General features: G+C 48.5%; 12 protein-coding genes and 1 tRNA gene. 4 read left to right on the top strand and 9 right to left on the bottom strand.

What is annotated here, in order from left to right:
- Positions 1-13: 13 nt before the first annotated feature.
- The 7 genes from Pan241w_RS07325 to Pan241w_RS07295 all read right to left on the bottom strand — a co-directional run bounded on the left by Pan241w_RS07325 (position 14) and on the right by Pan241w_RS07295 (position 9,021).
- The gene (locus Pan241w_RS07325; RefSeq protein WP_145213118.1) at positions 14-1,684 is read right to left on the bottom strand and encodes a WD40 repeat domain-containing protein; all 1,671 of its coding nucleotides are present in this window, start codon (positions 1,682-1,684) and stop codon (positions 14-16) included.
- A complete protein-coding gene (locus tag Pan241w_RS07320; RefSeq protein WP_145213115.1) occupies positions 1,681-2,955 on the bottom strand; it encodes a DUF1501 domain-containing protein in 1,275 nt (424 codons plus the stop codon). Before Pan241w_RS07320 ends, Pan241w_RS07325 begins: the two co-directional genes overlap by 4 nt.
- A gap of 72 nt (positions 2,956-3,027) precedes the next feature.
- Positions 3,028-4,764, bottom strand: a complete 1,737-nt coding sequence (locus tag Pan241w_RS07315; protein ID WP_145213112.1) for a DUF1549 domain-containing protein — start codon at positions 4,762-4,764, stop codon at positions 3,028-3,030.
- Between the two features lie 272 nt (positions 4,765-5,036).
- Positions 5,037-6,692: a PQQ-binding-like beta-propeller repeat protein gene (locus Pan241w_RS07310; RefSeq protein ID WP_145213109.1), complete on the bottom strand. Its 1,656-nt coding sequence runs from the start codon at positions 6,690-6,692 to the stop codon at positions 5,037-5,039.
- Positions 6,693-6,706: 14 nt separating this feature from the next.
- Positions 6,707-6,985: a hypothetical protein gene (locus Pan241w_RS07305; RefSeq protein ID WP_145213106.1), complete on the bottom strand. Its 279-nt coding sequence runs from the start codon at positions 6,983-6,985 to the stop codon at positions 6,707-6,709.
- Between the two features lie 100 nt (positions 6,986-7,085).
- Positions 7,086-8,474, bottom strand: a complete 1,389-nt coding sequence (locus tag Pan241w_RS07300; protein WP_232107382.1) for a sulfatase family protein — start codon at positions 8,472-8,474, stop codon at positions 7,086-7,088.
- A 31-nt stretch (positions 8,475-8,505) separates the two neighbouring features.
- Positions 8,506-9,021 carry a thiol-disulfide oxidoreductase DCC family protein gene (locus tag Pan241w_RS07295; protein WP_145213104.1) on the bottom strand — a complete coding sequence of 172 codons (516 nt, stop codon included), beginning with the start codon at positions 9,019-9,021 and terminating at the stop codon, positions 8,506-8,508.
- 293 nt (positions 9,022-9,314) lie between these two features.
- Here Pan241w_RS07295 and Pan241w_RS07290 point away from each other — a divergent pair, with 293 nt between their 5' ends.
- From Pan241w_RS07290 to lexA, 3 genes are all read left to right on the top strand, one after another.
- On the top strand, positions 9,315-10,286 hold the full coding sequence (locus tag Pan241w_RS07290) for a vWA domain-containing protein (protein WP_145213101.1): 972 nt from the start codon (positions 9,315-9,317) through the stop codon (positions 10,284-10,286).
- 294 nt (positions 10,287-10,580) lie between these two features.
- Entirely contained in the window at positions 10,581-14,108 is a 3,528-nt protein-coding gene (locus Pan241w_RS07285) for an acyl-[ACP]--phospholipid O-acyltransferase (RefSeq protein ID WP_145213097.1), read from the top strand.
- Positions 14,109-14,300: 192 nt separating this feature from the next.
- Positions 14,301-14,909, top strand: a complete 609-nt coding sequence (lexA, locus tag Pan241w_RS07280) for a transcriptional repressor LexA (RefSeq protein WP_145213094.1) — start codon at positions 14,301-14,303, stop codon at positions 14,907-14,909.
- Positions 14,910-14,923: 14 nt separating this feature from the next.
- Here lexA and Pan241w_RS07275 read toward each other — a convergent pair whose 3' ends face one another.
- A complete protein-coding gene (locus tag Pan241w_RS07275; RefSeq protein ID WP_145213091.1) occupies positions 14,924-15,487 on the bottom strand; it encodes a DinB family protein in 564 nt (187 codons plus the stop codon).
- A 267-nt stretch (positions 15,488-15,754) separates the two neighbouring features.
- Here Pan241w_RS07275 and Pan241w_RS07270 point away from each other — a divergent pair.
- A tRNA-Ala gene (locus Pan241w_RS07270) sits at positions 15,755-15,827 on the top strand.
- Positions 15,828-16,000: 173 nt separating this feature from the next.
- Here the strand turns inward: Pan241w_RS07270 and Pan241w_RS07265 are convergent.
- Entirely contained in the window at positions 16,001-16,492 is a 492-nt protein-coding gene (locus tag Pan241w_RS07265) for a Flp family type IVb pilin (RefSeq protein WP_145213088.1), read from the bottom strand.
- Between the last annotated feature and the right edge of the window lie 616 nt (positions 16,493-17,108).

Genomic DNA, 17,108 nt, shown 5'->3' with positions numbered 1-17,108 from the left:
TGATCAAACGGACCTACTTCTTCTTTTTGCCTTTTTCTTTCGCTAACTCAACCGCCGTCTTGGGTCCCAGATTGTAGAGCCGCGCTGTCTTGTCATAGCAGGCCACGCACATCCGAAGACCATCCGGATGGAAATCCAGATCGTAAGGCACACTTTTGACTTTCTGGGCAGTAAAAGGTTTCTCTTCTCCCAGTTTCCAGAACCAGATCATGCCGGATGAATTTCCTCCCGCAGCGGCGATGAAATCATTCTCGGGATGAAACCGAACTCCCCAGCAGGTGCCTTTGAAATTATCGCTGGGCGTCATCACCGCCAGTCGCTTGCCGGTTTCCCAATCAAACAGAATCACTGTCGGAACTCCGATACCGGCAAATGCATTTGAGACTTCTCCAATGCTGGAAATCGCAAAATATTTTCCATCCCGGCTGATATCCATCCCCCGCACACCACCAATGTGAGCGTGGAATGTTTTATCATATTTGTAAATCACGCTCCCATCAAAATCCCGCACCAGTTTCCCGGTTTTCACATCCCACTGCTTGAGATTTCCCCGCAAGTCACCGGAAATCAGATATTGACCACCAGGGTGAAATTTCACGTTATAGACCTGATGCTCATGCCCTGCGAGTGTCCGAATCAGCTTGGCCGTTTGCACCGACCAGATTTTTACCAGCCGATCATTGCCGGCAGTTGCCACCAACGTGCCATCCGGACTGAGTGAGACCCCGCGTACATAACCCTTATGTGCATCAATCAAATGCTTCGGCGTTGGTTGAGCAGAAGTCAGGTCCCACCAGGCAAGCTTGCCTTCATAGGCCCCGGTGATGAGCAACGGTTTGGAATCATCGACATCAAAGCGACGGACCCAACTCTTATGGCCTGCGAGCTGTGTGTTTTCGGCACTGACCAGATCCCAGCGCTGGAAGTCAGACCCCTGAGCACCGGCCAGCAAATAGTTTCCGCTTGCATCAATTTTACAGGAATACAGGGGGCGTGAATTCTGAAACGTGGCAACTTCGCGAATTAACTTCGGATCAGCAATCGGCGGTTTTGACTGATACAATTTGGCAATCTCTAAAAATTGATTCTCTTTCATTTTTAAATTAGCCAACTGTTTATTAACTTCGGCAACCTGCTTCTTCAATTCCCCCTGTTGTTTTTGTTTTTCCTTCAGGGATTGTTCGAGCGATTTGACTTGCTGCTGGCTCTGTGTGATTTGTTTTTTCAGCAGATCGGTATCGGGAATCGGTTTGGCTGCAACGAGAGGTTCGTTCGATTTCTTTTCTCTCACTTTGTTTTCGTTGTACTTCTTCAACGCCTGTTGAGATTGCTTCAGGGTGTCAGAATCGATCTTAATTTTTTGCTGTGTCTCTTGGACCCGTTTCTGAATGCCTTTGATTTCTTCATCAACTAGTTGCAGTTTTTTTGATGCTTCCGCTACAACTTTGCTTTGCAGCGCAGTCTGTTTGGCTGCCTTCTGTGCATCCAGTTGTGCAAACTTGAGCGCCGCAGGCAAAGGGGTCGATCCATGATCTAAAATCGGCTTCACTGCCATGACCGGTTGTTCGACAGGCTCAGTTTTCGCATCCGGCTTCGCGGCTGTCGCGGGTAGAATCGTTGAGAAAACAGTCAGCAACATGCCCAGACAGACTCTCCAAGATTTGATTGGCTCAAAACCGCTCACGCCAGAATCTCCTTGATCGGCTCTGCTTTGGGATCTGCTTTCGCAATCGGCTGACCGTTCGGATAAAACTCTTCTGTCGAATCCAGTCCTACCGCCTGATAATACGTGTGGAACAGATGACCGCCGTTGACTTCACGATCAATCACCTTTGTGCCTGTTTCATTGGTCTTTCCGGAGACAGCGCCCCCTTTGATGCCTGTGCCCCCCAGGGCCACCGACCAGGCCGTTCCCCAGTGATCACGACCCACCCGTTGATTAATCCGAGGCGTTCGCCCAAATTCACACATGCAGATAATTAAGGTGTGGTCTAATAAACCACGGTCGTACAAATCGGAAATGAATGTTGCGAAAGGCTTATCAAATTCACCTAACTGCTCGATATGAAAATTGAAGTTTTCTGAATGCGTATCGTAGTTGGTATGCCCGACTTTGACGAATGTCACTCCCTTTTCAATCAGCTGCCGGGCCATTAAACAGTGACGGCCAAAATCATGCTTACCATATCGTTCGACGTCTTTGTCAGAAAATTTGCTGAAGTCAAAAATATCACTCCGCGCCATTAAAGCCGCTGCCTGATCGAACGATTGATTGTAAACTTCCGTGTGCGCAGTTCTTCGCTTCTGCTCAAAACGCTGGCTAAATTTATGACGCAGGCTTCTGCGAAGCTTATCCCGATCCTCAGTCATCGATGAATGCAGCGCCAAATTGCTGGGTGCTTTTCCATTCGAAAGCACCAGCGGTGCATGCCGTGGCCCTAAAAATGTCGACTCGGCAGAGGAGCCCCCTGCCCCCACTGAAATATAGCCTGGCAAAGGACTTTTCGGCGGTGCCAGATGATGTGAAAATGTCGATCCCAGATAAGGATAGGCAAAACCGGGTTGTTTCTTCCGCCCGGTCTGCATGATGTAGGCACCTTTACCATGGTCGTTCTCTTTGGTATTGATGCCCCTTACCAGTGCCAGATGATGCATCTGCTGCGCGGTATAAGGCAGAAGTTCGCTGATCTGAACTCCTGGTGCCGATGTCGAAATCGCCTGGAAAGGTCCCCCCGTTTCGACCCCTGGTTTGGGATCCCAGGTTTCCAACTGGCTGACTCCACCAGAAAGCCAGAATACCACGACCTGCTTTTGTTGTGACGCCAGTTTTTTCGCAGCTTCGACCTGAGTCATGCCGCCAAAGCCGAGCATACTCAAAGCCCCCGCCGCCGTGCCTCCTAAAAAGGAACGACGTGTCAACGATTCATGGGATCCACAAGCATATTTACAACGCATTGTCTCACCTTCCCTGCATTTCAATAATGTGTCTGACTGACTCTGAAAACCGTACTTCGTACACAATGCCGACTAATGATTAAAACGAAACTCCGAAGACATCACTAATGCCCAGATCAAATCACTCACCAGTTCCGACCGCGTTTTGCTTGTTTTCCCTGCCAATAAACTAGCGACTTCTTTTGTCTCTGCCTGATCCGGATGCCGATTCAAGACGCTCAGATATAATTCTGCTGCCGCTTTTTCTGGCTGCTCAACGGGAAACTTCAAAACTCGATCAGCCGTATTGCCGGCACGCGCAGAAAGAATTCCCTGAATGGCTTGATTATTGGAAAGATACAAAATCTGGTCCGCGGTGGCTTCAAACCTTTCCGCAGGCTTGCCGGGTAAACCACCAAACAAAGAAACAAACTGGCGTTCGTAATTTAGCAGCTTCTTGCGTAAGCTCGCTTCGGTCAGATTCTTCTTCAAACTATTCCGATAGACGGCTGTCTGCCCCGTGGCTTCGAGAACCGCCCAGGCAAACTGCTCCGGGGTGAGCGGCTTCAAAATCGCATGAGTAAACTTCGCATCGTCCAGTTCCGCGGCGTCTTTGCCGTTGAACAGGTCATTGGCACTGGACCGCTGGTAGGTCTCACTCAATACCAGTTCCCGCAAATACCATTTCAGATCAAATTGATGTGCAATCATCTGATCGGTCAGCGTTTCCAACAGTTCCGGATGCGAAGGGGGATTCTCGGAATGATCGGCGTCGAGCGGATGCACAATACCCCGCCCCATCATCATCGCCCAGAGACGATTCGCCATCGTGCGGGCAAAACGGCGATTTTGGGGTGAAGTCAGCGCGGCTCCCAGTTGTTCCCGACGACTATATTTCGGAATCGGCCTAACATCTTTCGCTGGTTTGACTTTGTATTCTTCCCCCTTCTTGAAGGCGGGCTCGGGAACTTTGCTTCCGTTAAATACGACCGGTAAGGTTGTCTCGGGACCTTTTGAAGTTTTATCACGGACTTCAAACACCGACTCAAATTTGACTTCACCTTCGGCCTTCTCTGCAAAAACCGTCTGCTTTTTCTTTTTGTCCTTGAACACAAAACTCCGTACCAGAAACGCAGAGATGCCATAGTAATGATCCTGCTTCCAGTCATTCACATCGGGATGATCATGGCATTGAGCGCACGTTAAGTCGGCTCCCAGAAAGATCCGACTGATGTCACGCGTTAACTCATTCACATCACCATCACGGGCCAGGTAAAACCGGGCGGCTGCCTGCTCCTCTTTCTTCGAACCGTCTGCGGCAAGAATCTCTCTCACCATCTGATCCAGTGGTTTATTTTCCGCTACAGACTGACGCAAAAACTCTTCCCATGCGCCGACATCGATGTACTTCTTTCGCAGACGCTCCATCAATATCACATCCAACTGCTGCGAAATATACCGGGCATACTCCGGCGACCCCAATAATTGATCCACCAGAATCGTTCGCTTCGCAGGACGCTTATCTGTCAAAAAAGCACGTGTCTGTTCAATGGATGGAATTCGGCCTGTCAGATCAAGGGTCACTCTCCGCAGAAATTCACTGTCACTGCAGCGAACAGAGGCCAGCTTGTCATAATCTTGGTGTTGCTGCTGAATCTGCTGATCAATCATCTGATGCAACGGTTTCGCGACAGGCAACGCTGGTTTTTTCGCGACCAGGGGTAACTCAGAGGTGGTTGCCGGTCCGGCGAATAGAGACTGCGCAACTAAAGCATGCGACAGGAAAATGACCAGAAGTAAAACGTAAACACACATGTTTGTCCGAAACATGGGTCTCCTTTCTTCCGTTCTCTTCAATTTGATTCAGATAGTCAGGCTATCTGAGGCGGGACGTACAGAACTTCAAGACGGTACGGTACGCTGTTTGAAGCCAATTCACATAGGTGGGTCTTTATCTATCGTCTATTTTGCTGGCGTTCCTTCAGTCAGTCAAGTTCAAACCGTAGATCTTGCTTAGGTTTACGAAAACCACTCAAGATGCACAATCGGCGAACTTTTTTCGCAAAATATCGATTTTGAGTGTCGTCGCGATTCAGAGGCGACTACTTAGACACTGGCGAAAGATCGTAACAGGCGGCCTCTTCACTATTTCGAACAAATAGTTTACCACCAGCCAAAGCCGGATGATTCCAGGTTTGCCCCTCAATTGCCTGAAATTCGGCAACCTGCTCGTATTTCTCAGGATCCGCTTTGACCAGTTCCACCCGGCCATCTTCAGCCAGAATCAACAGATGAGAGCCAACCAGTAACATCTGGCCATATCCATAGCGGCCCCGTTTCCAATTGCGTTTCCCAGTCTCCAGATTCAGGCAGGTCAACACACCTTCATCCAGTCCATACACGAATCCGTCCCACTTCACAGCAGAGTTGAATTTCAACTTCATGCTCTGGCTCTTCCAATCCTGAGTCACTTGTGCGTCTGATTCGACAGATGGACTGATCCTGATCCGGGCAGAACCTTTTCCATATCCGGTTCCGAGAAAGAGGCTGTGATCATCGACCACAATCGGTTGCGCCGCATTGATCCCCGACTGATTCGTCCAGGGAAAAAACCAGAGCGACGTTCCATCGGCAAGTGCAAAACCTTCCAGCCCCTTGGAGTGAAATACCAGAACTTGTGGCGTTCCATTCAGCACTGCAAACTGGGGCGCACTATAACTCGACTTCTTCGTTCCGCCCGTCCAGACTTTCTCACCCGTCAATCGGTCAAACGCAATCAGCGATTGATCCTCTGCCTTGGACCCGCTTTTCTGAAGCCCCTGATTCACTATCACTAGCTCTTCCCAGATCAGCGGTGACCCGGCCATCCCCCATTCGAGATTTTTTAAATCTCCATCCTTCAATAAATCATGCGACCAGACCAGTTCTCCCGTGCCTGCGTTTAGACAATTCAGAATTCCGGTTCCCCCCATTGTGTAAAGAAAACCGTCGTGGAACGTAGGAGTCGCCCGCGGTCCTACACCTCCCAGTGTTTCCGAAAAACGCACCGGATCCGAATAAACCCAGATCTGTTTCCCGGTCGCCGCGTCGTAACAAACCACGGTCTCCTGCGCGCCGCGCTGTTCCTGGGTAAACGCACGGTCGCCTATCGCACAGAACGAACTCCAGCCAGCACCAACGGGATGTTTCCAGAGTAATTCAGGTGGATTCTGTTTCCAGTCAGTGCGAATCGTTTGATCCCGAACCACACCGTCCCGTTCCGCCCCGCGAAATGCGGGCCAGTCGCCGGGAGAAACTTCTAAAGTCTGTTCCGTGACCTCAACGTTTGCTGCAGGCGCATTGTTTTCGATCTGTTCAAAATATTGCTCTGCGCGTTGCTCAGGCGTTGGTAAAAAACGAAAGCGAAAGCGGGGCACCATATCACCTTCAAAACTTTCGACACGCAACAGTGAAAAGAAAAGCACGAAAAACAGCACTGTTCCGAACAGACCTTTGAAACGCGTTTTCCAGGCGACACCGGAAATCAACATCCACCAGATCAACAAGCCAATCAGCAGATTCCGGATCCCAAAATAGACTGAAAAGACCTGATAGGTTCGGTCAGGGGCTAATTGAAACCATTGATAAATCATGGCAGCGATGCCCACCATAAGAACTCCCAGGCCCCACTTCCATCTGAGCTTCCGCTTCCGCAACGGTGGAGTCTCGGAATGATCGGACTCAGAAAGTTCCTGCTGTTCCAGTTCGCTGGTATTCATAAACCCGCTCCGACTTACTTCTTAAACAATCCAACATAGGATTTTACTACTGTGGAAGCAGGTTTGAGATCCGATTTCACAACCTGAGCCAGCGGAGCATAGACAGTTTTCACCGTCTTCGAAAACGGGCCGAACTTCATCTTCCCTTCCAGCCAGGCCAGAGGTCCTGATATCACAAAGTACAGCAGCAAAAATGCTGTGAAACACATCGCGCAAACCCCGGCCTTTTGCACAAATGTCGGTTTTTCCGCATCTGGTATTAACTTCGCTTCAGAATCATTGGGAGCTGCCATGTTCCGTACCTCTTACCCGTAAAAGATCCTGATAGTGATACTCTTAAAGCACAGGTTGCGTTTCAAATTTCTTCCTGAAATGAAAAATTCAGCACCACGTTCATTTTTTATGAAAGGCTGGCAATTGCTGGCCGGTTTCCCGATCGAATTCATCAGGCCGCCGCATACGAGGCAGACGATCATGCGTCTCTTCCTGCCACTGGTCGAGGGCCGCCCGCAATTCCTGTTGCACTTTCTGAAACTCTTTCTGACCTGCGAGATTGTGTAACTCATGCGGATCAGCCTCAAGATCATACAGCTCTTCCGCAGGCCGCGGTGCCAGAAAACAACCTTGTTGATCTCCATTGAGTTTCCTGGCATCGCGCAACTGACGCATTTTGACATAAGTTTCACTGCGTACCGCGTCTGCCGGTGGCGTGCCGGGAAGATCGGGATAAAAATTGCGAATGTATTTGAATCGGGACGAGCGAACCGCGCGACCAAAATCTTCAAAATCATGCCAGTTATGTTCGGCGAAAATATGAAGCCGCGTTGTCGCAGCCGGATTTTGCAGTAGAGGCTTAAAACTCTTTCCTTGAAATGTCTCGCCGACAGGTAGACCGGCCAACTCCAGAATGGTGGGCGCCAGATCAACCGAACTGATCAACGAATCAGAAACCGATCCCCCTTTGACCTGTGCAGGCCAGGTCACAATCCAGGGTGTTCGCACACCACTGTCATACACGGTGGTTTTGCAGCGTGGGAAAGGACGCCCGTTATCACTTAAAAACACAATTACCGTATTTGATGCGACATCCTGTTTTTTCAATTCATCACGGACGCGCCCAACCACCCCATCCAGCCTGGTTATTTCATCGTAATACAGCGCCAAGTCATCTCTGACCTCAGGGGTATCGGGCAGGTATGGAGGCACGATGACATCTTCATTTGTATGTGGACGTTCGATAATGTTTCGTTGATAAGGACGATGCGGATCGGTAAACGCAAACCACATGAAGAAAGGTTTATCTTTCGGTCGCTGTTTGAGAGTCGAGACCCATTCATTCAGTTTGGTGGTCACGTGGTCAAACTTGCTTTTCGTCGGCGTACCCAGATGCCACTTACCTGCGGACGCAGTGTAGTAACCCGCGTCTTTTAACTGCTCCACAAACGTGACCTGACTCTCGGGTAACGGAAGATGCAACTGATGCGCACCGGTACTGTGCGGATAACGGCCGGTAATGATACTCGAACGGCTCGGACTACAAGAACTGCAAGTCAGATACGCATGATTAAATTTCATGCCGTCCACTGCCAGTTGATTCAGATTCGGAGTCTGAATTTTAGGATGACCATAAGCACCACAATCATCCCATGCCATATCATCGGCAATGAAAACGATAAAGTTTGGTTTTTCCTCAGTCGGTTTTTGCGCAAATAAATCTTCACCGCAAAAATGCAAAGCCAGCAGTAACGTAACCAGGGTTAAAAACGGAATCAATCGCATCATTCTCTCTTCACTCACTTCTGACTTATCAGGTTCAGGGTAAAAAACGCGTCCGTTCTTCCGGTGTCGGCATCCGACAGGTTTCATGTTTGCCAAACAGCCGATAACGTGAGCCCGCCACCATGCGATAACCAAGATTCCTGATCGGCAAAGGAATCAACCACAATAGCCATCCACAAACATTCCAGGGAAATCCCAGCAACCAGAGGACTCGCACAATCGCCGCTGATCGCCGATAGAGCCGGCCTTCCTTTGGAGTACGAAATATGACTGTGTCAATGTTTTGAATGTCCTGCTCACTTAATAACGCGGCTGCTGTCTCTCCCTGCAACGGGGAATACAAAAGCCGCCCTTGTCGATCTCGCGCAATCGCAAAATCCACACTGCTGTTACATAAACCACACACACCATCAAAAAATAGAACTGGCTTATCCACAGCAACCCCCAATCCGCTGTTTGCTTCTTGTGACTCTGTTTGAGAAACAGGACTGGGAACCACTTCGTTACGACTTTCCTGAACAGTCTGATCAACGGTCGTTGATTTATTCATCTGATTCCGTATCGCAACCTTGAATAAAATTAAAAGAGCCCGAGTAAAATCTCGAAACACTCAGGTAACCTAATAGTATACGTAACAAGTATTTATCTCCAGTCGTTTTTTGTCGCTTTGAACGGAATCCTGCGAAATCTTGATGCGCTGAATGAATCGCGAGCAAACAGAAGCTTCTGAGCAGATTTCTTCCTGTCGTTTGCTGAAAAAAACGCTAAAATAACAGAGACGAACAATTCCAAGCCTGCCCAAAAGGGCGCTGCTTTTTCTGTATTCATCCATTAGAGCCCGTGATGTCAACACACACTCCCCATCCTCATTCGCAATCGCGTTGGAATCAGGGAGTCTGCGTATCGACACTGTTCCACCTGACGCTCATCGGCGGGTTAGCCATGATCGTCGATCAGATGGAAACACAGCCCAGTTCACCCGCGAATTCAATTCAAACGCGTTGGTCTGCTCCGCCCAAAAACGTTGAGCCCGTCCTGATGGAAGTGGCTGTGACGGAGAAACAGGAAAACGCTTCCAGCGGAGCCATACTTTCCAAACTGCCACCAGTTCTCGACTTAAATTCTGCTCCCGATACCAAGTCGCTTTCCTCGCTTTTGGACGGTCCACTTCCCCAAACAACTCAGCATGAAGAATCGCTCACTACCAAATATGCGGCTGACATCGTTGGCGCCTTACTCACTTCATCCGCCCTCGGAACCGCCGATTCCGGCTCGGGAAACGGCTCCGGAAATGGTGATTTTTTCGGCCTGAATCCGAAAAGCAAACGCATTGTCTTCGTCGTTGACTCTTCAAAGAGTATGAACTTTCCCCATGAAAGCGTGGGCAAAACCAGACTGGGACGGGTCAAACTGGAACTTGCCAAAACCATTTATTCAATGGATGAGCATCAGGAATTCTTTGTCATCTTCTTCAGTGACTTTGCCATCCCCATGCCTGCCAGAAAACTTCAGCCCGCAACGCCCGAAACAAAAAAGAAATTCCTATCCTGGGTCGCCAAGGTCCCCGGCGTCGGAACAACAGAACCACTGGAAGCCCTGCTGATCGCACTCCGTCTGCAACCAGACACGATTTATTTCCTGACGGACGGGCAATTCAATCCCACCATCGTCAAAGCGTTCAACAAAGTGGCTGCACGAACAAAACGAAATCGAAACGTGATCGTTAACGGGATCTGCTTGGGAAATCGGGAAGGCGAATCAGTTATTCGCGAACTGGTTGAGCAGAATTCGGGCAGCTACACCTTTATTCCCTGATCCCACCTCTCTCATAAACATCACAAATTTACACTTCTCGATACTCTCTCGTAGTATCTTACACTCTGTCCGAATCTAAGTCTTTACAGATAAATAGTTTTTGACATATTATGCCCTTTATTCGATCTTCACATTTTTCTCGTGATATTTTTGAGCATTCTTCGCCTTCTATGAAGGCAGCAATTTAATTGCTCAGCTTTCAATAACTTTTCCGAATGTCGCCCAAAAATCAAAAACTGATTCGACCAGGAATCATCTGAACGGGGCGTATCGATATCTGGATCTCAACAAATAATGAATTCATTGAACTCCGCCGAAACAGAGACTCAGAAACTCGGTGAGCCGAAGGGGACTTTAAACTCTCCCTCCTTTCTGGCGCTGCTGGCAACCCAGTTTCTGGGTGCGATGAACGATAATATGTTTCGCTGGTTTATCATTCCCATCGGGAAACCGATAATCGGCGATGCCGTCGCGCTTTCACTGGGTTTGGCCTGTTTCACGCTGCCCTACCTCCTGTTGGCAAGTGTCGCTGGTTATCTTGCCGACCGCTTCAGTAAGCGTACGGTGATTATCTCCTGCAAAGTGGCTGAGATCATCATCATGACTCTAGGAATTCTGGCCATACAGGTCGGGAATATCTATCTGCTCTTTTTTATCGTGGCCTTAATGGGCTGCCAGAGTGCGCTCTTCGGTCCTGCCAAATTCGGCAGTATCCCCGAAATGCTGCGTGATAACCGCCTTTCCAAAGGGAACGGTGTCATGGGACTGATTACCGTGGTCTCTTCGGCCCTGGGGTTTATCGCCGGGAACTATTTATACCACGTCACTCAGCCTGATCTAAATGCTCCCGGATCACTCACTGATTTAGCGATCGCCGCATTAACGCTCGTTGGTGTTGCCATTGTCGGTACAATCGTCAGTCTGAAAATTCGTAAACTCCCCCCTGCTGCTCCCGAACGCGGCTTCCCCTTTAATCCCGCCAAAGAGACCTGGCACCAGCTGCAACTGCTCCGCAGCAGTACGCCTTTACTCAGAACCGCACTGGGTGTTGCCTTCTTCTGGATGCTGGCTTCACTCGCACAAATTAACGTCGATACATACGGAATTCATGAGCTGGGACTTTCACAAAAAGATATCGGACCCTTATTGGGAATTCTGGTCTTCGGTGTCGCCTTAGGAAGTATGCTCGCCGGAATCTGGTCTGCAGGACGCATTGAACTAGGGATCGTCCCCTTAGGCGCTGCCGGAATCGTCATCACCTCATTACTCCTGTTTTTCACAGGCAGCAGCGTGATCCCCGGACAGGAATCCGATTCGCAGATGTATTACCTGCTATCGCTACTCTGGCTGTTTCTGCTCGGTGTCAGTTCCGGTTTATTCGATATTCCGCTGGAAACATTCCTCCAGCACCGCAGCGATGTGGAAACGCGTGGTAGCATTCTGGCTGCGGCCAACTTCCTGGCGTTCGCATTCATCCTGTTTGCTTCATTCGCATTTTGGGTGATGCAGGATACTTTGAAGATGTCAGCCAGCCAGATTTTCATGGTCATCGGGTTACTTACAGTTCCGGTTGGCATTTACATTTTCAAATTGCTCCCAAACGCCACTATCCGCTTTATGGTCTGGCTCGTGAGCTGTACCATCTATAAACTCAGAGTCAAAGGGCTGAAAAATCTGCCCAAAAAAGGTGGCGCACTCCTCGTAGCAAATCATGTCTCCTGGCTTGATGGAATCTTTCTGATTCTCACTTCCACGCGTCCCGTTCGCATGATCGCCTATTCAACTTATGTACAAGGTCCCTGGATTTCGTGGCTGACAAAACTGTATAAGACGATCCCCATCAACGTGGAAGATGGACCGAAAGCATTAATGCGTTCCATTAAAGATGCCCGCTCTGCAATTGAAAATGGTGAATTAGTCTGTATCTTCGCTGAAGGCAAATTGACTCGTTCCGGTTACTTGCAACCGTTTCAGTCGGGTTTAATGAAAATCATTAAAGGAACTGGCGCTCCCGTCATTCCCGTCTACATTGACGAACTATGGGGGAGCATTTTTAGTTTTCATGGCGGAAAGTTTTTCTGGAAAAAACCCCGGCGCTGGCCTTACCCGGTTTCCATCCGCTTTGGAAAACCGATCCTGCATCCGGAAAATGAAAAACATGTCCAGAAGGTTGTTCAAAACCTGGGGATCGAAGCGGCCAATTTTCGAAAGACGTATCAAATGATTCCACCAAGATTGTTTCTCAGAAAATGTAAAAACCGACGATTCCAGCAAAAAGTCGCCGACTCAACGGGAGTTGAAATTACAGGCGGCAAGCTGCTCACCGGGGCGCTGTTAATGCGTCGGTTGCTTAACAAACATGTTTTAAAACAAGACGAAAAAATGGTCGGCGTGCTCCTGCCACCTTCGGTCGGAGGTTCTGTCATCAATGCCAGCCTCGCGATCGCCGGTCGGGTTCCGATCAATCTGAATTACACACTTTCTGACGGCGATATTAACTATTGCATCAAGGAAGCAGGCATCAAAACCGTTTTGACCAGCCAGAAATTCCTGGAGAAAAAACCGATCGACATGGACGCCAATGTCGTACTTCTTGACGATTTAAAACCCAAAGCTTCAGCCCTCGACAAACTGATCTGCGCCTTCATGGCCTATGTCGTCCCTGCCTGGATCATCGAACGAATCATCGGTTTAAAGCACGTTGATTCCGACGAACTGAGTACCGTCATCTTTACATCCGGTTCAACAGGACGCCCCAAAGGTGTCATGCTCACACACCATAATATTGTTTCCAATATCAATTCCGCCGACGATTTACTGCACCTCTCCAACAAAGACTGCATTCTTGGAATCCTGCCGTTCTTCCATTCCTTTGGGTATACAATTTCCCTCTGGATGCCATTTATCCGAAACATGGGAGTCTGCTATCACTTTAACCCGACCGACGCACGCACGGTTGGAAAAATGGTCGAGAAGTACGAAGTCACGCTCTTCGCATCAACGCCGACCTTCCTAAGACATTACCTCAAACGCTGCACTCCGGAGCAATTCAAAACGCTGGAAATTGTCATCACCGGCGCAGAAAAACTGCCGCAGAGTCTAGCACATGAATTCCATGACAAGTTCGGCATCTTTCCGACGGAAGGTTACGGCACGACCGAACTCTCTCCCGTCGCAGCAGTAAACATCCCCCCCAGCCGACAACTCGATCCGAATGAAATCAGTTCCAAACCAGGTACCGTCGGCCGGGCGATTCCCTGTGTCATGGCAAAAACCGTTGACCCGGATACCATGCAAGATCTGCCCGACGGACAGGAAGGACTTCTGTTTATCAAAGGCCCGAATGTCATGAAAGGCTATTTGAATAACGAAGAAAAAACAGCCGAAGTCATCTTCGATGGCTGGTACAACACCGGCGACTTCGCCACAATCGATGAAGATGGGTTTATCACTATCACAGGCAGACAAACCCGCTTTTCAAAAATTGGTGGGGAAATGGTGCCGCACGTTCGAATCGAAGAACTCATTGCCAATATTGTCAGTGATCCAAATGAAGACGAACCTGAGGTACAAGTTGCCGTGACCGCCGTTCCCGATCCTAAAAAGGGAGAACGGTTAATCGTTCTTCATAAACCGCTGAATATCCCCATTGATACCATTCTAAAAGAAATTGCCAAACAAGAGATTCCCAATCTGTGGATTCCCTCCAGCGACAGTTTTCTGGAAGTGGAGTCGATCCCGCTCCTGGGGACAGGCAAACTGGATCTGGCTAAAATCAAGCAGCTAGCCGCGGATGCGTATTCCACTGAACTCAGTAGCTAGTCTAAACAATGATCACGTCTGGGTTTATCAAAAATCATAATCCACACCACTGATAAGGATTTACACGAAATCCTTTAAAAAAACGGTTAGATTTTCAGGTCCCATTGGTCCATTAGTGTATAGAACGGGCCATGGTGTGGCGAGAGCCACTATGAATTCAACCGTTTACGCGAAAGTGATGAGGAAGCAGGCATGATCAATCAAACTGTCAAACTGACGGAACGACAAACGGCAATCTATCAATTTCTGAAAGATAAGATTGTCAACCGTGGCTATGGCCCGACTGTCAGAGAAATCGGCGACGCATTCGATATTCGATCCCCTAACGGCGTCATGGGACATTTAAAAGCACTGGAACGCAAGGGACTCATCAAACGACAGTCTCACATTTCCCGATCTATTCAACTCTGTGATAATTCGCAAAAACCGGCCAACATTGCTTTAGCCGGCACCTTAATAGCAGGCGCTCCCCTGGATCAACCCTCTCAAGGTCAAACCCAAGTTGACTTCAGCCCCTTGTTCAACTCATCTGAAAATTTCTGCCTGAAGGTCAAAGGCACTTCCATGATCGATGCCCAGATCCAGGACGGCGATTATGTCGTAGTTCAAAAACAGGAAACCTGCCAGCAGGGAGACATCGTCGTCGCACTGGTTGACAAGCAGGAAGCCACGTTGAAACGCTTCTATCAAGAAGGAGATCGAGTTCGATTAGAGCCGGCTAATTCCGCAATGGCTCCCATTTATTCGAATGATGTTCAAATTCTCGGCGTTGTGAAAGGCGTCATCAGAAAATTTATTTAAGCTTTCGGTTCAATCTAATCCTGACCTGACAGCGTTCCCATTTGTGTGCGTGCCAGCGTAATCAGCATCAGATCGGGCAGGCATGTTGCTCCAGCATGACGCAACATGTTTACTACTTGCGCGGCAGTATAATGCGCATGAGTACAAACGTGTAATAAGACATCACTCCGCCTGGTTTGATACACACGCCCCTTGCCCGAGCTGTTGCTGCGTTTTTGGATGAATTCGTTCAGGGCTGCTTCCGTTAACTGCTCCAGATAATTTATCCAGCGCTGCTCCAGCGCTTCCCACTTCTGTTTCAACTCGGACACTGATTGAATGGCTCCCTCAGCTTTTTGATTCCCCGGAATCTCTCCCTCCAGATCCCCGGGTAACAGGGGATTTTCATCGCCCAGCAGTGCTTCCAGCCAGATATATTCCGCCGCATACAAATGCAACATTGATTGCCAGATTGTCCCCTGCCCAATCGCAAACTCTTGCATGCATTGCGACTCTGAAAGCATTTGAACAGACTCCAGTAACCTCTGATTCGCCCACCTTCGGTGTTCATGCAACCGTAAAATCAATTTGAGTGACATAGTAGCATCTCCCGATCCGTTCTGAGAAAACCAAACTCCCAAGGTCCTCTGCCCACTCTCTGCAGAGACAAACTCAGGTACAGGGGTTCGCAGGTCAGAAATCTCATTTTTCCTCATGCAACTCTATTTGAAAACTCTAGTTAAGCATGATTTAGCTGACCGGGCGTTTTTTAGTCGTTTTTTTCATTTAGATTGTTTCTCAGCACTTGAATTGCCGAAACTATTTTCTATCCTTACCCTTACATTCAGGTAATTTTACCGCACTCTGGGGGATTAGCTCAGTTGGGAGAGCGTTTGGCTGGCAGCCAAAAGGTCACCGGTTCGAGCCCGGTATCCTCCACTTTTAAGCTGACTGTTGAAACCAACAGTCAGCTTTTTTTGTGGGCTCAAATCGATGTTCCTACAGAACGCACCTTTAAAACAAAAACAGCCAGCATTTATTACAAATGCTGGCTGGAAAACAGTTCGTTTAAGAATTCAGGAGCACTGAGTCTTCACGCAGTTTACTTTTCGCTATTCTCGCTTTGGCTCAGTTGCCTGGGGAATAATGATTTCCTTGCCGAGTTCACATTTCGGACAGTCCACTTCTGTTTCTTCAATGATTTCTTCCTGCACTTCACCTGGTCTGCAGATCTGGCATGGTTCTTCGACCGTTTCAGATTCTAACAGCACATCTTCCGAGTAACTGCCGCCTCGCTGCAGGTAGTCGCATCCATTATATCCCAGAACAGCTCCCCCACGGGGATATGTGTAGTACGCAGAACCAGCATAAAACGATTTGAATTTTCCAAAATAGCTGCGCGAATAATAACCAGAATATGCATAACTCTGGTTCAGAGATGAAATGGCTCCTGCCACATCAGAAAACTCACTCACAACAGCAGACTGCACATAGCTTAAACCGACAATCATCGCCAGAACTGCCACCGTTAGAATAATCACCAGCTCTGCTGATATAACGAAACCATTTTCGTCGTTCCAAAACTGATTTACCAAATGACTCATTTGAAGCTCCTTTGTGTATTTTGATTAACAGCACTTTTTAAGTTAAGAGGATCGAATTTTAGAGCGTCTCATTTCTCAGACAGTCACATATCACGGCAACTCAACTTCTGTTTTGACGCCACAACTTTTACAAACTCAGGGTCAATACCCTGCCAATTTTTTTGATTCCTGTTTTGAAAGTGCCGATTGGCTAAAGCGGGAGAGGAAAGTTTCTCAGGCTTTCCGTTTCTGGTTTTCAAGGCGGAACTCATTGCCTCACTCACCATAAAAATCAGGGTAAAGACACCAGAACTTCTCTCCGCTTCAGTCAATCAGTCATCGGTGGTCTCTCAGGTCACCGACTTGTGTAACGGTCTCTCAGGTCGCCACACACTCTCTCTATGCGTTTCACTTCTTCGCCTTCATTCGAGTGGCAAAAGTGGATTATTCAGATTTCGTTACAACCGTTAGATCCCGACTTTTCAATAACTCCGGAACAACTGGTTTAACTGACATAACACGCAAGACATGTGCCACTCATAGAATCTCTATAACAATCAACACCGTCACATCCGTCATAAACATCACACACGTAATAACTTATAGAATCACTACAAAACGAACTTTTTTCGTATGC

Origin of the sequence: Gimesia alba (genome assembly GCF_007744675.1) — a bacterium.
Lineage (GTDB): Bacteria > Planctomycetota > Planctomycetia > Planctomycetales > Planctomycetaceae > Gimesia > Gimesia alba.
Note: the sequence above shows the minus strand (reverse complement) of the source record. Positions and strands in the feature narration are given on the sequence as shown.